Source organism: Buttiauxella sp. 3AFRM03 (genome assembly GCF_003675305.1).
GTDB lineage: Bacteria > Pseudomonadota > Gammaproteobacteria > Enterobacterales > Enterobacteriaceae > Buttiauxella > Buttiauxella ferragutiae.
Genome location: NZ_CP033076.1, coordinates 1,858,660 through 1,877,462 on the forward strand (window position 1 = coordinate 1,858,660; position 18,803 = coordinate 1,877,462).

The window sequence follows — 18,803 nt, forward strand, 5'->3', positions numbered from 1 at the left end:
GCCCTAATAAGCATATTTTTAGTGTGGAGTATTTCTCAGGGTTGGGCAGGTCTGAAACATTTCTATCAAAATAGCGATGTAGTCTTCGGCCTGGCCGTGGAGATCAAAGCTATCTGGCGCAACCAGCCAATTTTCGATGAGGCCAGTGATATAACTGCGCATCAGAATAACCGCGACAGGGATACGTAAACCCTTTGGCAACATTTCTGCATCAATACAACGCTGCAAACTGCTCTCGATTCTTTCGTTTCCTTCGAGATGAAGTTTGCGTCTGGCCTGTTGTAATACCGCAAGTTCTCCAACAAATTCACATTTATGGAAGATGATTTCCGTCATTAAGCGGCGACGTTCATCAGTGACAGTTGCTTGTAATATGTAAATTAATAACTCTCTTACAACAGAAAGTGGATCGTCAGGAAATTTTGCCTGATACTCAGTCTCTAAATCACCAATACTGGATTCAGTTAGCTCCCAGATTTCATTAAACAAATCCGACTTATTTTTGAAATGCCAATAAATTGCACCACGGGTGACGCCTGCCGCTTTAGCAATATCTGCCAGCGAAGTTGATGAAACACCGTGTTGAGAAAACAAGCGGATTGCCACATCAAGAAGATGCTGACGAGTCTCAAGAGCTTGTTGTTTGGTTTTTCGTGCCATAAGTGGGTGAAAGTAAGGTGGTTAGATTTACATACATTTGTGAATGTATGTACCATAGCACGACGATAATATAAACGCAGCAATGGGTTTGTGGACATTTGATCCATTGAACAACTTTGAAATCGGACACTCGAGGTTTACATATGAACAAAAACAGAGGGTTTACGCCTCTGGCGGCCGTTCTGATGCTTTCAGGCAGCTTAGTGCTTACAGGATGTAATGACAAAGATACACAAAAGAGTGCGCCGCATACCCCTGAAGTGGGTGTCGTCACGCTAAAAAGTGCTCCTTTGCAGATAACCACAGAGCTTCCAGGCCGTACAAGTGCTTATCGTATTGCAGAAGTTCGCCCGCAAGTCAGTGGCATCATTCTGAAACGTAACTTCGTAGAGGGAAGTGAAATTCAGGCTGGTGTGTCGCTGTACCAAATTGACCCGGCCACCTATCAGGCCGCATATGACAGCGCCAAAGGCGACCTCGCGAAAGCACAGGCGAGTGCAAATATTGCTCAGCTGACGCTGAAACGTTATGCGAAGCTTTTGGGTACTAAGTACATCAGTCAACAAGACTACGACACCGCTCTTGCCGATTCTCAACAGGCAAATGCGGCAGTTGTTGCTGCTAAAGCCGCTGTTGAATCGGCACGCATTAACCTGGCTTATACCAAAGTGACTTCACCAATTAGTGGTCGCATCGGTAAGTCTTCTGTTACTGAAGGCGCGCTGGTAACGGGAGCCCAGGCCACCGCTATGGCGACCGTACAACAGCTTGATCCTATCTACGTGGATGTCACCCAGTCCAGCAACGATTTCTTGCGCCTTAAGCAAGAGTTGGCTGACGGCAAACTGAAGCAAGAAAACGGCAAAGCGAAAGTCAAATTAGTCACTAACGACGGTATTACATTCCCGCAAGAAGGCTCTTTAGAGTTTTCTGATGTGACAGTTGACCAGAGCACCGGCTCTATCACTCTGCGTGCCATCTTCCCTAACCCAGATAAAACGCTGCTTCCGGGCATGTTTGTCCGCGCACAACTGGAAGAAGGTACTAATCCAAACGCACTGCTCGTTCCGCAACAAGGTGTCACTCGTACACCGCGTGGTGATGCTTCCGCCCTGGTCATTGGCAAAGATGACAAAGTAGAAGTTCGCGATATCACAGCAGCTCAGGCTATCGGCGATAAATGGCTGGTTACCAGTGGGTTGAAGGATGGCGATCGCGTAATTGTGACCGGTTTGCAAAAAGTGAAACCCGGTGTTCAGGTGAAAGCGCAGGAAGTAGCGGCAGATGATAAAGGTCAGAATCAAGCAGCCGCTGGCACTCAGTCTGAACAAACGAAGTCTTAACTTAAACAGGAGACGTTAAGACATGGCTAAGTTTTTTATCGATCGCCCGATTTTTGCCTGGGTAATCGCCATCATTATTATGTTGGCGGGCGGGCTTGCGATCATGAAATTGCCTATCGCGCAATATCCAACCATTGCGCCACCGGCGATTTCGATCTCAGCAAACTATCCAGGTGCAGATGCGAAGACGGTACAGGATACCGTGACACAGGTTATCGAACAGAACATGAACGGTATCGACAACCTGCTGTACATGTCCTCTTCCAGTGATTCCTCTGGTTCTGTCACCATCACCATTACCTTTGATTCTGGTACTGACGCGGATATCGCCCAGGTACAGGTTCAGAACAAACTGCAACTTGCGATGCCGCTACTTCCTCAAGAAGTACAGCAACAAGGTGTTAGCGTTGAGAAGTCTTCCAGTAGCTTCCTGATGGTTCTCGGTATGATCAACACCGATGGCTCCATGACCCAGGAAGATATTTCGGACTACGTTGGCGCAACCATTAAAGACCCTATCAGCCGTACTCGTGGTGTCGGTGATGTTCAGCTGTTTGGTGCTCAGTACGCGATGCGTATCTGGATGGATCCGAACAAACTGAACAACTACCAACTCACGCCGGTCGATATTATCAATGCTATTAAAGCGCAGAATGCCCAGGTAGCAGCAGGTCAGTTAGGTGGTACGCCACCGGTTAAAGGTCAGCAACTTAACGCCTCTATCATTGCTCAGACCCGTTTGAAATCTGCCGATGAGTTCAGCAAAATTCTGCTGAAAGTGAATCAAGATGGCTCACGAGTTCTGCTCAAAGATGTGGCAAAAGTTGAGTTGGGTGGCGAAAACTATAACGTTGTTGCACGTTACAACGGCCAACCGGCTTCTGGTTTAGGTATCAAACTGGCAACCGGTGCTAACGCCCTGGATACCGCCAACGCGGTACGCGCCACAGTTGAAAAACTGCAACCGTACTTCCCGGCTGGCCTTAAAGTGGTTTATCCGTATGACACCACGCCATTCGTTAAAATCTCTATCAAAGAGGTAGTCAAAACTCTCGTTGAAGCCATCGTGCTGGTGTTCCTGGTAATGTATCTGTTCTTGCAGAACTTCCGCGCCACATTGATTCCAACGATTGCCGTGCCGGTGGTACTACTGGGGACGTTCGCTATCCTTGCCGTCTTTGGCTATTCGATAAACACCCTAACGATGTTCGGGATGGTGCTGGCGATAGGCCTGTTGGTTGATGACGCCATTGTGGTAGTAGAAAACGTTGAGCGTGTGATGGTGGAAGAAGGATTGCCACCGAAAGAAGCCACACGCAAATCGATGGAGCAGATTCAGGGCGCTCTGGTCGGGATCGCGATGGTTCTGTCCGCGGTATTTATACCGATGGCATTCTTCGGCGGTTCTACAGGGGCAATCTATCGTCAGTTCTCCATTACCATCGTATCGGCAATGGTGCTTTCTGTACTGGTAGCAATGATTCTGACACCAGCACTTTGCGCCACCCTGCTCAAACCGGTTGCTAAAGGCGAACACCACGAGAAGAAAGGCTTCTTCGGTTGGTTCAACAACATGTTCGATAAGAGCACGCATCATTATACCGACAGCGTCGGTAACATCTTGCGTAGCACTGGTCGTTACCTGGTGTTGTATCTGCTGATTGTGGTTGGCATGGCCTTCCTGTTTATTCGCCTGCCAAGTTCCTTCTTGCCAGATGAAGACCAGGGCGTATTCCTGACTATGGCTCAGTTGCCTGCGGGTGCGACACAAGAACGTACCCAAGCCGTTCTTGATGAGGTGAGCAAGTATTACCTCGAAAAAGAGAAAGACAACGTTAACTCGGTATTTACCGTTAACGGCTTTGGCTTCTCAGGCCAGGGGCAGAACACCGGTCTGGCATTCGTTTCCTTGAAAGATTGGGATGAGCGTCCTGGTGAAGAGAACAAGGTTCCGGCAATTGCTGCTCGCGCCAGTGCCCAATTCTCGAAAATCAAAGATGCCATCGTGTTCGCATTTAACCTGCCAGCGATCGTAGAACTGGGTACCGCAACGGGCTTCGACTTCCAGTTGATTGACCAGGCGAACCTTGGACACGAAAAACTGACTCAGGCGCGTAACCAGTTGTTTGGTGAAGTCGCTAAACACTCAGACCTGTTAGTGGGCGTGCGTCCAAACGGTCTGGAAGATACGCCGCAGTTTAAAGTCGATATCGACCAGGAAAAAGCGCAAGCATTGGGCGTTTCTATCAGCGACATCAACACCACTCTGGGTGCTGCATGGGGCGGTAGTTACGTAAACGACTTCATCGACCGTGGTCGTGTGAAGAAAGTTTACCTGATGGCTGATGCTCCATTCCGTATGCTACCAAGCGATATCAACGACTGGTATGTGCGCGGTTCTACCGGCCAGATGGTACCATTCTCAGCGTTCTCTACCGCGCACTGGGAATACGGTTCACCACGTCTGGAACGTTACAATGGTTTGCCATCCATGGAAATCCTTGGTCAGGCGGCGCCAGGTAAGAGTACCGGTGAAGCGATGGATCTGATGCAGGAACTGGCGAGCAAATTGCCAACCGGTATCGGCTACGACTGGACGGGTATGTCTTATCAGGAGCGTTTGTCTGGTAACCAGGCCCCTGCCCTGTATGCGATTTCCTTGATAGTGGTATTCCTGTGTCTGGCAGCACTGTATGAGAGCTGGTCAATTCCGTTCTCGGTCATGCTGGTTGTTCCATTGGGTGTTGTCGGTGCACTGCTGGCCGCCACATTACGTGGGCTGACTAACGACGTATACTTCCAGGTAGGCCTGCTGACAACCATTGGTTTGTCGGCGAAGAACGCGATACTTATCGTAGAATTCGCCAAAGACTTGATGGAGAAAGAAGGTAAAGGCTTGATTGAAGCTACGCTTGAAGCGGTGCGTATGCGTCTGCGTCCAATTCTGATGACATCACTGGCGTTTATCCTCGGGGTAATGCCGCTGGTCATCAGCTCCGGTGCAGGTTCCGGTGCGCAGAACGCCGTAGGTACTGGTGTAATGGGCGGGATGGTGACTGCAACTGTTCTGGCTATCTTCTTCGTACCTGTGTTCTTCGTGGTAGTACGCCGTCGCTTCAGCCGTAAGACTGAAGACCTCGAGCACGCTCACCCGGTTGAGCACCACAAGTAAGTCTTAGACTGCAAGTACAAGGCCGCGCAAGCGGCCTTTTTTATATCTGTGCCCCATCCTCATTTGCTATATTATTAAATATCGAAAATGCTGACTCTGGCCCTGAGTAGGTTTCAAAGTGTTGCCGTTCAGGAGATGTTTCATTCGAATATCATGACAAAATATTTCCCAAACTGACTGGTGAATTTGTAAATACGGATTCATACTTATTTATTAGGAACATTCCTAGTCGATTTTTTATTTACACCTGCCCGCGAGATATTACAGCAACAGGAGATTAACCTGTTGAAAGCAAACTGTTTTCTTAAGTACCCTTTTAGGATAATTTATAAGACATTGCTTTTAAAAAACGTGAAAGTCTTTATAAACATTACGTTAGGGTAAACACATTTGCTACAAATGTAATTTTTCGTAATAGTGAAAGGAAATCTACTGCAGATTGATTTATAGTGAAAGTATATGGAATAATCGTTGTTATTGATCCCCACCTCATCCAGGTGTGTCCACCCCAACGCGTAGTGTTTATCAATTTTCTTCGATAAAAGGGGCTGCATTATGGACGAATACTCACCAAAACGGCATGATATTGCGCAGCTTAAATTTCTCTGCGAAAACCTGTATCATGACTGCCTTACCAACCTTGGCGAGAGTAATCATGGTTGGGTTAATGATCCTACTTCGGCCATTAACTTGCAGTTGAATGAATTGATTGAGCACATAGCTGCCTTCGCACTTAATTACAAAATTAAGTATGATGATGAGAGTAAATTGATTGAACAAATTGACGAATATTTGGACGATACCTTTATGCTGTTCAGCAACTACGGCATCAATGCACACGATTTGCAGAAATGGCGTAAGTCCGGGAATCGATTATTCCGATGTTTCGTCACAGAGAGCCGCGCTAACCCTGTAAGCCTCTCCTTTTAAAAATATTACAAGATGTATAAGGTGATTTCATGACTACTAAACCATTAACTAAGACTGATTATTTGATGCGTCTGCGACGCTGCCAAACAATTGAGACCTTAGAACGTGTAATTGAAAAAAATAAATACGAATTATCAGATAATGAATTGGCGGTATTTTATTCAGCTGCCGACCACCGACTTGCTGAACTCACCATGAATAAGCTTTACGATAAAATACCACCCTCTGTATGGACATTTATCCGCTAATACCTCGTAATTGTTATTAGGTTCATGGTTTAAACAGTTAACTGCTGAATGCGTCAGTCGCGGTTCATTGTTAGTGATTGTTGATTACCAGCTTTGCAATGTGATTAAAGTCACAAAAAGAAACAACATTTTCATCAATAACAACCTCATCGCTTACGGTAACCACTGTTCTGTCTATTTAATTGAGGCATCGCGATGAGTGAAGAGAAACAGAAAATGATTGCCGGCGAACTTTATCGCCCTGGTGACCCACAACTTCGTGACGATAGTATTAAAGCGCGTCATTTGATTTACCGTTTTAATCACACCGAACCCGATGAACAAGCTGTGCGTGCACAATTGCTTGAACAACTGTTGGGCCAAAGTCTGAATGCTTATATTGAGCCAACGTTTCGCTGTGACTATGGTTACAATATTTTTCTCGGCAAAAACTTCTACGCCAATTTTGACTGCGTCATTCTCGATGTTTGCCCGGTTCACATTGGTGAAAACTGCATGTTGGCGCCAGGCGTTCATATCTATACTGCAACACACCCGCTGGATGCTGAAACACGCAACAGTGGCGTTGAGTTTGGCAAACCCGTTACGATTGGTGATAACGTCTGGATTGGCGGACGTGCGGTCATCAATCCCGGTGTCACCATCGGTGATAACGTGGTGATTGGCTCGGGTTCTGTCGTCACGAAAGACATTCCAGCCAACTCAGTGGTTGCAGGAAACCCGGCACGAGTGATTAAAACGGTTCCCGTCATCGGCCACTAACTGTTATGGTTTTTTTTGGCATAACTGTTACTTTTTTACCCGTACAGGGCTTCTTAAAATAACAGTTCTCTGCCCGTAACGTTTCCGTTCAGAAGGCTCATCATGACCGAAATTCAGCGCCTGCTCACCGATACTATCGAGCAACTTAATGCCGAAGAAAAACGCGATAACCGTCCGCGTTTTAGCATCAGCTTCATTCGCAAACACCCGGGGTTGTTTATCGGCATGTGGATAGGCTGGTTTGCCACACTGTGGGTGATGCTGGAATCAGATACTCTGGCAGGCTCGGTCTGGTTACTGGTGGTGCTATTTGCGCTACTTAATGGTTTCTTCTTTTTTGATGTGAACCCCCGTTATCGCTACGACGATATCGATGTACTGGATTTACGCGTTTGTTACAACGGCGAGTGGTACAACACGCGCAATGTCCCGTCGACATTGATTGATAAAATCCTGCATTCCCCTGGTGTTGACGAACAACAAAAATCTTTACTGCATAAAATGGTTGCCACAAAAGGCGAACTCTCTTTTTACGATATCTTCTCTCTTGGGCGTTCGTAACCCTCTCATTAAGAAAGAAAGGGGCCAAAGCCCCTTGTTTTAACGCCGTTTTTTCCCGCCCTGCACCGCTTTAAAACGCGGATTACTTTTGCAAATCACATACAGCCGTCCTTTGCGTTTCACAATCTGGCAATCCGGATGACGCTGCTTTGCGCTGCGTAATGAATTCAAAACCTGCATAAATCTACGCCCAATAAATTATGTTATAACATAACAATAAATAACGAATAAAAAGAATGCAACTCTGTTTTGTTGGCATTGCTGAATTTCGCAAAAGCTTAGAACCCAACACAACCATAACTTAGAAGATAACAATATTGGGCGGCACGACGCGCTTACGGCAATGTAATTTCCATGTACTCCACCTCAGTCAGAAGGGTTAAACCATGAATCAGCGCTGTCGTTGTGAAAATTATTGTTGGGACAAAAAATCAGAGTTTGTCGGGAAAACATTTGTCTTACGCGGAGTTCATTATGAGCAACACAACGACCCAGGCCTTGCCAATACTCGATCTACTGGCCCTTAACGGCACCGCGACAGATCGAGCCGCATTTCTTGAACAACTGCGCCATGCCGCGCGTGACATCGGTTTCTTCTACCTGATCAATCACGGCATCAGCCCAGAATTGCAACAGGCCGTCCAGGATGAAGCGCAGCAGTTTTTCGCTTTACCCGCAGCTGAAAAACAAAAAGTGGCGATGATCCACTCCCCTCATTTTCGTGGTTACAACCGTGCTGCCAGCGAATTAACTCGTGGCAAACCGGACTGGCGCGAACAGTTTGATATCGGCGCAGAACGTCCGGCGCTGGCAATTCATGAAGATCAGCCAGGCTGGCTGCGCTTACAAGGCCCAAATTTGTGGCCAGAATCGTTGCCTTCTCTAAAACCTACCCTGTTGCAATTTCAGCGTGAAATGACGGCGGTGGCACTCAAGCTGCTGCGTACTTTTGCGCAGGCGTTACAACTGCCGGCCAACAGTTTCGATAACCTGTACGGCCATCAACCCAACGAACACATCAAACTGATTCGTTATCCAGGCCAACAAGCAACGGAAGGCAATCAGGGTGTCGGTGCGCATAAAGATTCAGGCTTCCTGAGCTTCCTGTTGCAGGACCAGCAGCAAGGTTTGCAGGTCGAAGTCTCACCAGATAACTGGATAGATGCCGCCCCATTGCCAGGCAGTTTTGTGGTGAACATCGGCGAGTTGCTGGAACTGGCAACCAACGGCTATTTACGCGCCACGGTTCATCGGGTGGTTTCCCCATTACCTGGGCTGGAACGTCAGTCGATTGCCTTTTTCCTCGGCGCGCAGTTAGACGCTGTCGTGCCCGTTTATGCTCTGCCACCCGAACTCGCTCAACAAGCTCATGGGCCAGAAAGTGACCCAGACAACCCGTTGCTGCGCGATGTCGGCTGGAATTATCTCAAAGGTCGCCTGCGGTCGCATCCCGACGTGGCGGAACGTTATTACCCGGATGTCTTGCGTAACAGCAGTGAACTCATCGCTTAAACCTTAAAGGAAAACACCATGAAAAATGCCTCTTTTAAACTGGCAGGGATCGCGCTGTCTTTGACTCTGGCCTTCAGCGCTCACGCAGCAGAAACTTTGCGCATCGCCGCTGACGCAGTACCGCATGCCGAGATCCTCGCTTTTGTGCAGAAGCTCGATCCGAATTTAAAACTCAAAGTGGTTGAGTTGAGTAACGGTGTGAATGCCAACGAATTGCTGGCAAACGGGGATGTGGATGCCAACTATTTCCAGCACGTTCCTTATTTGCGCGATCAGGAAAAAGCGCTGGGTAAAAAATTCACCGTCGCCGCAACCGTGCATATCGAGCCGCTCGGAATCTATTCACACAAATATAAAGACCTGAAGTCGGTGCCGGAAAACGCCACCATTGCCCTGCCGAACAACGTCACCAACTTGAGTCGCGCACTCTATTTGTTACAGGACAAAGGGCTGATTACGCTGAAGCCGGAATTTAAAGATGCCGCGCAAAACCAGGCCACACCGCGTGATATCGCCAGTAATCCGAAGAAGCTGAAGATCGTCGAGATCGAAGCCCCGCAACTGCCGCGTTCGCTCGATGATGTTGATCTGGCGGTGATTAATGGCAACTACGCGCTGGAAGCCGGGTTAACGCCGTCGAAAGACGCACTGGGTCTGGAAAGTGCCACGCATAATCCTTACGCCAATATTCTGGTTACCAACCCAAATCTGGCTAACGATCCGCGCATCAAAGAGCTGGCGAAAGATCTGCAATCCCCACAAGTTGCTGACTTTATTCGCAAACAGTTCAATGGCTCAGTCATCCCTGTCGCTACTCCGCAATCATGATTACCGTTGAGCGGCTGAGCAAAGTGTATGCCGGAGGAGGCCAACCGGCACTGGATGATGTCTCGCTGACTGTGCCAGACGGTGCAATCTACGGCATTCTCGGGCGCAGTGGCGCGGGGAAAAGCACCTTGATCCGCTGTCTCAATTTACTGGAGCGGCCCACTTCGGGCCGTATTCTGATGCAGGGCGTGGACATTACCACGCTCAATAACCGCGAATTGCGCACCCATCGCCAGCGTACCGGAATGGTGTTCCAGCACTTCAACCTGATTCATGCGCGTAATGTCACGGACAACATTGCCGTACCGCTGGAAATCGCCGGGCAACCGCGTGAGGTGCGCCAGAAACGCATTATCGAGTTGCTTGAATTAGTTGGGCTGAGCGATAAAGCCCAGGCTTTTCCGTCGCAGCTTTCCGGCGGGCAGAAGCAGCGCGTAGGCATCGCTCGTGCCCTGGCCGCGCATCCTGATGTGCTGCTTTGTGATGAAGCCACCAGCGCATTAGATAGCGAAACCACCACTTCCGTACTGGCGCTGCTGATGGATATCAACCGTAAACTGGGCGTCACGATTGTGCTGATTACCCATCAACTGGAAGTGGTGAAAGCAATATGCGATCACGCGGCACTACTGGAAAACGGCAAATTAGTGGAAAGCGGTTCGTTATCTGAATTGCTGGCAACCCCCTATTCCCGACTGCGCCAGGCGCTATTACCTGGCGACGCTGCGGAACAAGCATTTTTACGCCGAATCGGTGTGTCAGGGAGAGTGTTATGCGAAGTCGCCTAGCCTGGGAAGATTTGTGGCCTTTATTGCTCGATGGCACGCTCGATACGTTATATATGGTCGGCCTTGCCGCGCTTTTCACCGTGATTATCGGTTTGCCGCTGGGCGTGTTGCTGTTTCTCACCCGTCGTGACGGCGTCCTACCGGCACCGGTTTTGAATCAGGTTATTGGCAGCGTGGTGAATGTTGGGCGTTCACTACCGTTCATTGTGCTGTTGATTGCCTTAATCCCATTCACCCGCATTATCATCGGCACTACGTTGGGCAGCACGGCGGCAGTGGTCCCCATCACCATTGGTGCGTTTCCATTTTTTGCCCGAGTAGTGGAAAACGCCCTGGATGAAGTCGATAAAGGCCGTATTGAAGCCATTTTGTCGATGGGTGGAAATGTCTGGCATATCGTCGGCAAAGTGCTGCTACCCGAAGCGCTACCGGCCATTCTGGCAGGGATTACGCTCACCGTGGTGATGCTGATTGGCTTTTCCTCGATGGCAGGTGTGATTGGCGGTGGCGGTCTGGGAGATCTGGCGATTCGTTACGGTTACCAGCGTTTTAACGACCAGGTGATGGTCGGCACGGTGGTGATTTTAGTGGTGATGGTGCAGCTTGTACAAAGTATTGGTGACCGCCTGGTACGCCGTCTCGCGCACCGGCGGTAAAGCGTCGGATGACGCTAACGCTTATCCGACCGACAAGACACATTGGTCGGATAAGCGCCTGTTTTCAGTTCTTCTCGCGCACCAGTAAAGTTGTCAGCGTAAACGACAGTCCCAATGCCAGCGCCACGCCCATCAACGCAAAGATAAAGTACGGGCCGATGTACGCCGGCAAACTGAAAATGCTCGACAAAATATAGCCATACAAACGCACACCGAAGAAAGCAATGAATGCCGAAGCGAGGGAGCTGGCAACCGTGGCGGCAATAAACGCTTTCTTGTAGCGAGTCAGTACACCAAACAGTGCCGGTTCAGTGATACCCAGCAGCGCGGAAATTGCCGCTGGCAGAACCACAGCACGTTCTTCACGGGATTTGCTCTGCTTCCAGATGGCAAACGTGGAACCGGCAATCGCCATATTGGCCATGAACATCATTGGCATCAGCATGTCGTAGCCGCGATCGGTAAAGTTTTGCAGTGCGATTGGCGTCATGGCGTGGTGCATACCGGTCAGAATAGCCACCGGACGAATCGCCCCTACGACTAATCCGGCAAAGCTCGCCGACACCCCAAATAGCCCTTCAATAAACCACGCCAACCCTTTGCCAAGATAAATCCCCAGCGGCCCAATCACCACCAGCGCCACTAACGCCGCAAGGAACAGGGTGAGCGTCGGGGTAAACACCGTTTTCAGCACATCCGGCATGATTTTATCCACCCAGCGATGGATGTAACTTAATGCCAGAACCGAAAAAATCACCGGAATCACGCTTGAGGCGTAGTTGAACACCGAAACGGGGATCACATTCAGGAAGTAAAACGCACCGACCGCATCAGGTGCGTGGCCCGCCAGTGCTTTGGCGGCTTCAATCAGCGATGGATACATAAAGCATGCCGCGACAGCCGCAGCCAGGTATTCATTGGTCTTGAAGATTCGCGCCGCGGAGATGGCCAAAAAGAACGGTAAAAAATAGAACACGCCACTGGCGATTAAATCGATAACGATCACCGTGTCGCTTTTCGCCGAAACCACTTTCAAGGCAATCAAACCCGCCAGCAGGCCTTTAATCATCCCGGCACCGGCAATGGCGGGAACAATCGGGCCAAACACGCCCGACACGGTATCCATAAACATTGACACCAGGCTTTTGCGCGCTTTCTTCGCGTGGGTTGGCGCAGTTTGTTCAGGAGTGGAGCCAAGCTCGTGGGTCAGTTGTTCATACCAACTGTTGACCTGCGGGCCAATAATTATCTGGAATTGATCGCTCTGAATCTGCGCCCCTAAAACACCAGGGATTTTTTTAATCCCGGACTGATCAATTTTATTCTCGTCAATCAGAGAGAAGCGCAAGCGCGTCATACAGTGCCAGGCTTTACTAATATTATCCGCCCCACCAATCAGGTGAATAATATTATTAATGGCATCACGGGTCCCCATCTGTCACTCCCCAAAAAATTGCTTATTGTTATGTGTTGAATGCCCATGATGGTAGGGAATCGCAACCACTAAAACAAACCAATAAACTTTGAACAACATCACAATTAGCCTATACAAAAGCCATGAAACCACCTAAAGAGACAAATTGGTACGGTTTTTATGTTCACCGCACACCTTTTCCTGACCAATAAAAATAAGCAAAAAAAATGATTTACCCGCAGTCAAAAATAGGGTGATAGTAAAAAGCAGAAGCCTTAAACCTGAAAAGCCAATGAACGTTTTTAAAACGCATTGCGGAGTCATCTTGTGCAGCCAACCATTATTGAAAATATCGAATGTTTTATTACCCGCCCCGACCGTCACAACCTGGTCACAGTGCGAGTTACCACCAATAAGGGTGTGACCGGCCACGGCTGTGCCACCTTCCAGCAACGCCCGCTGGCCGTGAAAACCATGGTCGATGAATACCTCAAACCACTGCTTATCGGACGCGATGCCAATAATATCGAAGACTTATGGCAGATGATGACCGTCAACGCTTACTGGCGTAACGGCCCGGTCATCAACAACGCCATTGCCGGTGTGGATATGGCACTTTGGGATATCAAAGGCCAGCTTGCCGGAATGCCGCTATACCAATTGCTGGGCGGAAAATCGAAAGACGCTATCGCCGCTTACAGCCACGCCGCCAGTGAAACCCTGGAAGGGTTGTATCTGGAAGTGGACAAACTGCTGGCGCAAGGTTACCGCTACATTCGCTGCCAGTTAGGTTTCTACGGTGGCACGCCGCAAGGTTTGCATGCCACTCGTGAGCCAACGCCTGGCGCCTATTACGATCAGGACGAATATATGGCGAATACCGTGGCGATGTTCAAAGCGCTGCGCGAGAAGTACGGCAACCAGTTCCATATTCTTCACGATGTGCATGAACGTTTATTCCCGCAGCAAGCGGTGCAGCTGGCAAAAGCGCTTGAGCCTTATCAACCGTGGTTTATCGAAGATATTCTGCCGCCGCAACAAAGTGCCTGGTTAGAGCAAGTCCGCGCGCATTCATCAGTGCCGCTGGCAATGGGCGAATTGTTTAATAACCCGGCTGAATGGCATGATTTGATTGTGAATCGGCGCATCGATTTTATTCGCTGCCACGTTTCACAAATTGGCGGGATAACTCCAGCGTTGAAACTCGCCATTCTTTGCCAGGCATTTGGTGTGCGTCTGGCCTGGCATGGCCCATCTGACATGACGCCAATCGGCGTGGCGGTGAATACCCATTTAAATATTCACCTGCACAATGCGGCGATTCAGGAGTTTATTCCGAATAAACCGAATACCGAAGCGGTGTTCCCCGGCGCGCCAATTGCAGAGCGCGGTTATATTTATCCGCTTGAAAAGCCGGGCATTGGCGTCGGTTTCGATCAACAAAAAGCGGAAGCCTTCCCGGTGGAATATCGCCCACACGAGTGGACGCAAAGTCGCTTGCCTAATGGGGCGATTCACACGCCTTGAGTGCCCTGCCGATACGCTAAATTGTCATGGTTATAGGGGATGACGTAGGTGCAGGAATAGTTGATGTCGATGATGTCGCTGATTTCAAAAACGCGCCCCCCTTCCAGAATGCCCCGGTTGATGATGTGCATCGCCGGGATACCTTTTTTACATTCCAGTAAGGCCGCCTGTTCTTTGCTAACCGCCACCGCCTGATAACTGGTTAGCAGGTGAGAAATTCGCAACCCCTTGCTCAGCACATATTGTTGAATCGAGCGTTCAATCACTTGCTGGTTTAAATCAGGGAAATCCTGTACCGGCATACGCGAAATCTCGATTTGTACCTTTTGATTATCGACATATCGCAAGCGGCAAAACTGCCAGATGTAGTCATTTTCACCCACACCAAAAACTTGCTGCTCTTCGCGATTAGGTAATTTCTTATGCAGATTCACCATGCGAAACGCCATCTGATCAAAACGCTTTTCGGTGATGGAGTTATAGACCAGCGGGTTATTACGGGCCTGTGGGTTAATCCAAATTCCAGATCCCTGGACAATTTCCACGACCCCAATACTCACCAGTTTTTCCAGCGCTTTGCGAATAGTAAAACGCGAAACATCATATTCCATGGCAAGCTGGCGTTCAGGGGGTAATTTGCGTCGCTGTGAATCATTATGTTGATAAATCTTGCTCAACAAATCCTGAATAACAAACTCTTTTTTCTTCATTTTATGCTCACCAGATGCTCGCATCTCAAGACTCCATGCCCACTCAGCATGAAAACATAACATCCCTCATTCATGTGAGATAGACTAACCTCTTCTATGAAAAACCATTATAAAAACGAAATTTCTCACGGGGTCTAAAAGAATGACATCCCGAAAGCTTATTAGCCTGGTCAGTGGCATACTTATTTTGGCGGTTTTGCTGCCTATTTTGTTAAGCATTTATCTTGCTCATCGTAATGCCGAGCAAGTTTTTCATAACGAACTGGGAGAGTTTGCCGATCACGCCTTGTACCGCACCGGCAATGTTATCGAGCAGGCTGTTGCTGCTGTTGATGATATTAACCTCAATAAAGACAATACCTGCTCTCCGGCTCATGCGGAGGCCATGCATCGCATCGCCCTTGAATATCGCTATGTGCAAGAAGTGATATTTCAAAAGGATGACCATCTTCTGTGTAGTTCGCTGGAGTTATTCAGCCACGGTGAAACCCTGGGTAAACCCGAACATTCTGGTAGTTATGGCTTTAATGCATGGTATACCACGCCACCGCTGCCAGGCTTTAAACGCAAGATGATCTATATTGGCAAGTTCTCTCATGTTGCCTTAGTTGACCCGATGTCCTTTATTGACGTACTACCATTTGGTAAATACACGCTAAATATTGCCATGGTCGGTCTGGCTAAACAGAGAATAATTGCCAGCAATAGTCACTATATTCCAGACGCGTGGCGTGAACCGCTGAAACAAGGTGTAGAGGAATTTCAAAGCGAGAACGATTTTTATGTTATCCGTCGCAATCCAGAAACTGGCCTGGCCATGGTGGCCTGGGCTTCACTGGAGCCGCTGAATACGGTTTGGTATGAGCAACTATTGATTTGGCTACCCGTCGGTTTAGTGATTAGTCTTCTTGCGGGTACATTCTTAATTCGTGTTCTACGCCGGTTATTATCACCACGTAACCGCTTGATGGACGCCATTAAAAACCGTGAAATTAGCGTGGTATATCAACCTATTGTCCATCTTCAAAGCGGTGAAAGCGTTGGAGCTGAAGCATTAATTCGCTGGAAGCAGCAAGATGGTTCAATGCTGAATCCTGATGCGTTTATTCCGCTGGCGGAACAAACCGGGCTGGTCACGCAATTAACTGAACAAGTCATTGAGCTTATTTTCCTCGAGCTTGGCGAGTGGCTTAGCCAAAACCCAGACCACCATATTTCGGTTAATCTGGGCGTGCGCGACGCAAGAAGTCTACATATTCTTGAAGTCATTACCCCTTATCTAAGTCGTTATTCCGTTAAACCAGAGCAAATTGCACTTGAAATTACCGAGCGGGGTTTTGCCGATCCGAAAGTGACAGCACCGATTCTTGCGCAATATCGCAAAGCGGGCCATGCCATTTATATTGATGATTTCGGTACTGGTTACTCGAGTCTCAGTTATTTGCAGGATCTCGATGTCGATATCATTAAAATAGATAAGTCGTTTGTCGATGCGCTGGAATATAAAAACGTCACGCCACATATCATTGAAATGGCCAATACTCTGGGGGTTTTAATGGTGGCCGAAGGTATTGAAACCCCCGCTCAGGCCTCGTGGTTACGCCAGCAGGGTGTGCAGTACGGGCAAGGTTGGTTGTACAGTAGAGCGCTGCCGAAAGAGGAGTTTATTGCCTGGGTGGCGAACTATCACGCCAGGGCAACGAAGCGCTCTTGACGCCAGATCAGGCTACCTGGCCTGGCGTCACCCACCCTTTTTTACTCGTCAAGCAGTGGTGCAAAGCCACCATATATCATGCGCTTGCCATCAAATGGCATTGACTCACCAAACTCTTTCATCCGTGGGTCAGACATCATTTTGGCATTTGCTTGATCGCGAACTTCTTTGGAAGGATATTCAATCCAGCTGAAAACCACTTCTTCTTTCTCTTCAGCTTTCACCGCCATACGAAAATCAGTGAGTTTGCCATCGGGCACATCGTCAGCCCAACATTCTACTACGCGTAACGCACCAAACTCTTTGAATAGCGGCGCCGCTTTCGCGGCCATTTGCTTATACGCATCTTTATTTGCTGCCGGTACAGCAACAACGAAACCATCAACATAATGCATGGTGAACCTCCACGGTGTGGTGAAGACGGGCAGATGTTTTCCACCCGTGATGATTGCGATTGATAAGTTTAGTCGTTGAGAATGAAAACTGCTTACTCAGAGTTTGAGTAGCATTTCATATTGCGTAATGGGGTCTTGACGGTAGCCGCAGCTCAGGAAAAGAGGAGACATTTGTTCAGGGATAGCCGCTGCAGTTGCAATACCTGGGAAGCGCTCACGCAATAACATCAGCAGCTTTTTCGCCAGCCCTTTGCCTCGCGCAGCCGGATCTACATACAGCATTCGTAACCTGAGGTATGGCGCCGTCACTACCATGGCGTAAGCGGCATCTTGCAGCGAAAATGCCTGGCCGGGTAATTTAAACAGCGTCTCCCCCCCGCTTAACCACGGCAAACGCAGGTGCGTATCGGCCATCATTTTTTTGGCAACCATCAGAGGATCGACTTCAGTTAATTCGTTGGTGGCAATAAAGCGCGCCGGGCTTGTAGCGTAAAATCCGACGAACGTATTCTGACGCACAAATCCCATACGCTCATACAGTGCCAGCCCACTGTCGTTACCGACGATGACTTCCAGCCACATGTTGCGGTCGCCACGCGCTTTCGCTTCATCAATTAATTGCTGCATGAATTGCCTGCCAAACCCCTGCCCACGCAGTTCAGGGCGAATAGCAAATGCGGCGAGGCGACAGGATTGGCCACGGCGACTGATGATCGCCAACGCTTTCGGTTCATCGTTTTGCATCCACACACGGCTATCATTGAGGCTCATATCTTCAGCGGCAAAACGCGAGGCAAAGGCCTTGCCGTCAATGGTGAAAGGGACTAAATACCCTTCAAAACAGTGAGATAAAATTTCTGCTAACTGATAGCTACTAAAATGTGCCGCCGCTTTGCTAATGACCGTGTTGTGCATCGTGACCTCAAACTGTCGGTTTTAGGTTTCAACATTAGGGTACTATTGTCGGTTCAACCAGTTTTTTCTCCCGTTGAATATGAATACGAAACCACGGTAAACAGAGTTGAATTAATGGGCCAATCGCCAGCGCGTATAACACCGTCCCGACGCCAAATGTGCCGCCCATCAACCATCCCGCCAGTAAAACCGTCAATTCGATGGCGGTGCGTACACTGCGCACCGACCAACCCGTTCGCGCGTTAATCCCGGTCATTAAGCCATCTCGTGGCCCTGAACCAAACCCAGCGCCGATGTACATCCCCGTGGCAATCGCATTCACCAGTATCGCTGCCAACAGCAAAATACTGCGCGCTGCCAGCGATTCAAGCGGCGGCATTAAGGCTAACGCGGCATCAGCGGCCAACCCCAACACAATCACGTTGCTGATGGTCCCAAGCCCAGGTTTTTGGCGCAACGGGATCCACAGCAGCAGCACCAACGCGCCGACCACAATCATCACCATGCCAATATTAAGAGAGAAGATTCGCGCCACACCAAGGTGGAACACATTCCATGGATCGGCCCCTAAATTGGCTCGCACAAACATGGCGGTAGAGACACCGTATAGCACCAGACCGGTATACAGTTGCAGCAAGCGACGAGCGATCATAATCTTCACCTCAGAA

Annotated in this window: 19 protein-coding genes; 12 read left to right on the plus strand and 7 right to left on the minus strand. The window is 49.0% G+C overall.

Translation table 11 applies throughout. The features are described from left to right. Positions 1–18: 18 nt before the first annotated feature. Positions 19–660, minus strand: a complete 642-nt coding sequence (gene acrR / locus D8682_RS10140) for a multidrug efflux transporter transcriptional repressor AcrR (protein ID WP_064549064.1) — start codon at positions 658–660, stop codon at positions 19–21. 143 nt (positions 661–803) lie between these two features. Here acrR and acrA point away from each other — a divergent pair, with 143 nt between their 5' ends. From acrA to D8682_RS10170, 6 genes are all read left to right on the plus strand, one after another. After that, positions 804–2,003: a multidrug efflux RND transporter periplasmic adaptor subunit AcrA gene (gene acrA / locus D8682_RS10145; RefSeq protein WP_064549066.1), complete on the plus strand. Its 1,200-nt coding sequence runs from the start codon at positions 804–806 to the stop codon at positions 2,001–2,003. Between the two features lie 22 nt (positions 2,004–2,025). Then, entirely contained in the window at positions 2,026–5,175 is a 3,150-nt protein-coding gene (gene acrB / locus D8682_RS10150; protein WP_121814204.1) for a multidrug efflux RND transporter permease subunit AcrB, read from the plus strand. A 555-nt stretch (positions 5,176–5,730) separates the two neighbouring features. After that, positions 5,731–6,105, plus strand: a complete 375-nt coding sequence (gene tomB, locus D8682_RS10155) for an Hha toxicity modulator TomB (protein WP_064549070.1) — start codon at positions 5,731–5,733, stop codon at positions 6,103–6,105. 29 nt (positions 6,106–6,134) lie between these two features. Then, positions 6,135–6,353 carry an HHA domain-containing protein gene (locus tag D8682_RS10160; RefSeq protein ID WP_064549071.1) on the plus strand — a complete coding sequence of 73 codons (219 nt, stop codon included), beginning with the start codon at positions 6,135–6,137 and terminating at the stop codon, positions 6,351–6,353. A gap of 195 nt (positions 6,354–6,548) precedes the next feature. After that, a complete protein-coding gene (gene maa / locus D8682_RS10165) occupies positions 6,549–7,115 on the plus strand; it encodes a maltose O-acetyltransferase (RefSeq protein WP_064549075.1) in 567 nt (188 codons plus the stop codon). A gap of 102 nt (positions 7,116–7,217) precedes the next feature. Beyond that, the gene (locus tag D8682_RS10170; protein WP_064549077.1) at positions 7,218–7,676 is read left to right on the plus strand and encodes a YlaC family protein; all 459 of its coding nucleotides are present in this window, start codon (positions 7,218–7,220) and stop codon (positions 7,674–7,676) included. Positions 7,677–7,715: 39 nt separating this feature from the next. Here D8682_RS10170 and ykgO read toward each other — a convergent pair whose 3' ends face one another. Further along, complete coding sequence (ykgO, locus tag D8682_RS10175; protein ID WP_034458060.1) at positions 7,716–7,856, minus strand: type B 50S ribosomal protein L36; 141 nt, start codon at positions 7,854–7,856, stop codon at positions 7,716–7,718. Between the two features lie 294 nt (positions 7,857–8,150). Between ykgO and D8682_RS10180 the strand changes: the two genes are divergently transcribed. From D8682_RS10180 to D8682_RS10195, 4 genes are read left to right on the plus strand one after another with little or no spacing between them, the layout of a single operon-like run. Next, complete coding sequence (locus D8682_RS10180; RefSeq protein WP_064549079.1) at positions 8,151–9,188, plus strand: isopenicillin N synthase family oxygenase; 1,038 nt, start codon at positions 8,151–8,153, stop codon at positions 9,186–9,188. An 18-nt stretch (positions 9,189–9,206) separates the two neighbouring features. Further along, a complete protein-coding gene (locus tag D8682_RS10185) occupies positions 9,207–10,016 on the plus strand; it encodes a MetQ/NlpA family ABC transporter substrate-binding protein (protein ID WP_064549081.1) in 810 nt (269 codons plus the stop codon). Further along, the gene (locus D8682_RS10190) at positions 10,013–10,804 is read left to right on the plus strand and encodes a methionine ABC transporter ATP-binding protein (RefSeq protein WP_121814205.1); all 792 of its coding nucleotides are present in this window, start codon (positions 10,013–10,015) and stop codon (positions 10,802–10,804) included. The genes D8682_RS10185 and D8682_RS10190 overlap by 4 nt, the downstream gene beginning before the upstream one ends. Next, positions 10,789–11,460 carry a methionine ABC transporter permease gene (locus tag D8682_RS10195; RefSeq protein ID WP_064549083.1) on the plus strand — a complete coding sequence of 224 codons (672 nt, stop codon included), beginning with the start codon at positions 10,789–10,791 and terminating at the stop codon, positions 11,458–11,460. The genes D8682_RS10190 and D8682_RS10195 overlap by 16 nt, the downstream gene beginning before the upstream one ends. A gap of 64 nt (positions 11,461–11,524) precedes the next feature. Here D8682_RS10195 and D8682_RS10200 read toward each other — a convergent pair whose 3' ends face one another. Beyond that, the gene (locus D8682_RS10200) at positions 11,525–12,895 is read right to left on the minus strand and encodes a PTS transporter subunit EIIC (protein ID WP_121814206.1); all 1,371 of its coding nucleotides are present in this window, start codon (positions 12,893–12,895) and stop codon (positions 11,525–11,527) included. A 306-nt stretch (positions 12,896–13,201) separates the two neighbouring features. On the opposite strand from D8682_RS10200, the gene D8682_RS10205 reads away from it, so the two are divergent. Further along, positions 13,202–14,401, plus strand: coding sequence for an enolase C-terminal domain-like protein (locus D8682_RS10205; protein ID WP_121814207.1), 1,200 nt, complete (start codon positions 13,202–13,204; stop codon positions 14,399–14,401). On the opposite strand, the gene D8682_RS10210 is transcribed toward D8682_RS10205, so the two are convergent. Further along, positions 14,389–15,111: a GntR family transcriptional regulator gene (locus tag D8682_RS10210; RefSeq protein ID WP_064549124.1), complete on the minus strand. Its 723-nt coding sequence runs from the start codon at positions 15,109–15,111 to the stop codon at positions 14,389–14,391. The two genes, D8682_RS10205 and D8682_RS10210, sit on opposite strands and share 13 nt — an antisense overlap. 142 nt (positions 15,112–15,253) lie before the next feature. On the opposite strand from D8682_RS10210, the gene D8682_RS10215 reads away from it, so the two are divergent. Next, positions 15,254–16,825, plus strand: coding sequence for an EAL domain-containing protein (locus D8682_RS10215; protein WP_121814208.1), 1,572 nt, complete (start codon positions 15,254–15,256; stop codon positions 16,823–16,825). 41 nt (positions 16,826–16,866) lie between these two features. On the opposite strand, the gene D8682_RS10220 is transcribed toward D8682_RS10215, so the two are convergent. From D8682_RS10220 to D8682_RS10230, 3 genes are all read right to left on the minus strand, one after another. Next, positions 16,867–17,220, minus strand: a complete 354-nt coding sequence (locus tag D8682_RS10220; protein ID WP_064549091.1) for a DUF1428 domain-containing protein — start codon at positions 17,218–17,220, stop codon at positions 16,867–16,869. A 96-nt stretch (positions 17,221–17,316) separates the two neighbouring features. Continuing rightward, positions 17,317–18,135 (minus strand): GNAT family N-acetyltransferase, encoded by an 819-nt coding sequence (locus tag D8682_RS10225; protein WP_121814209.1) that lies wholly within the window; start codon positions 18,133–18,135, stop codon positions 17,317–17,319. 34 nt (positions 18,136–18,169) lie between these two features. Continuing rightward, positions 18,170–18,784 (minus strand): YitT family protein, encoded by a 615-nt coding sequence (locus D8682_RS10230; protein WP_064549126.1) that lies wholly within the window; start codon positions 18,782–18,784, stop codon positions 18,170–18,172. Positions 18,785–18,803 lie beyond the last annotated feature (19 nt).

Excerpts from the sequence above, each read along its gene's own strand:
- D8682_RS10190 (WP_121814205.1), top strand. The coding sequence starts at position 10,013 with ATGATTACCGTTGAGCGGCTGAGCAAAGTGTATGCCGGAGGAGGCCAA.
- ykgO (WP_034458060.1), bottom strand. The coding sequence starts at position 7,856 with ATGCAGGTTTTGAATTCATTACGCAGCGCAAAGCAGCGTCATCCGGAT.
- D8682_RS10200 (WP_121814206.1), bottom strand. The coding sequence starts at position 12,895 with ATGGGGACCCGTGATGCCATTAATAATATTATTCACCTGATTGGTGGG.
- D8682_RS10185 (WP_064549081.1), top strand. The coding sequence starts at position 9,207 with ATGAAAAATGCCTCTTTTAAACTGGCAGGGATCGCGCTGTCTTTGACT.
- D8682_RS10170 (WP_064549077.1), top strand. The coding sequence starts at position 7,218 with ATGACCGAAATTCAGCGCCTGCTCACCGATACTATCGAGCAACTTAAT.
- acrB (WP_121814204.1), top strand. The coding sequence starts at position 2,026 with ATGGCTAAGTTTTTTATCGATCGCCCGATTTTTGCCTGGGTAATCGCC.
- D8682_RS10225 (WP_121814209.1), bottom strand. The coding sequence starts at position 18,135 with ATGCACAACACGGTCATTAGCAAAGCGGCGGCACATTTTAGTAGCTAT.
- D8682_RS10210 (WP_064549124.1), bottom strand. The coding sequence starts at position 15,111 with ATGAAGAAAAAAGAGTTTGTTATTCAGGATTTGTTGAGCAAGATTTAT.
- acrR (WP_064549064.1), bottom strand. The coding sequence starts at position 660 with ATGGCACGAAAAACCAAACAACAAGCTCTTGAGACTCGTCAGCATCTT.
- acrA (WP_064549066.1), top strand. The coding sequence starts at position 804 with ATGAACAAAAACAGAGGGTTTACGCCTCTGGCGGCCGTTCTGATGCTT.
- D8682_RS10220 (WP_064549091.1), bottom strand. The coding sequence starts at position 17,220 with ATGCATTATGTTGATGGTTTCGTTGTTGCTGTACCGGCAGCAAATAAA.
- D8682_RS10195 (WP_064549083.1), top strand. The coding sequence starts at position 10,789 with ATGCGAAGTCGCCTAGCCTGGGAAGATTTGTGGCCTTTATTGCTCGAT.
- D8682_RS10160 (WP_064549071.1), top strand. The coding sequence starts at position 6,135 with ATGACTACTAAACCATTAACTAAGACTGATTATTTGATGCGTCTGCGA.
- tomB (WP_064549070.1), top strand. The coding sequence starts at position 5,731 with ATGGACGAATACTCACCAAAACGGCATGATATTGCGCAGCTTAAATTT.
- D8682_RS10215 (WP_121814208.1), top strand. The coding sequence starts at position 15,254 with ATGACATCCCGAAAGCTTATTAGCCTGGTCAGTGGCATACTTATTTTG.
- D8682_RS10180 (WP_064549079.1), top strand. The coding sequence starts at position 8,151 with ATGAGCAACACAACGACCCAGGCCTTGCCAATACTCGATCTACTGGCC.
- maa (WP_064549075.1), top strand. The coding sequence starts at position 6,549 with ATGAGTGAAGAGAAACAGAAAATGATTGCCGGCGAACTTTATCGCCCT.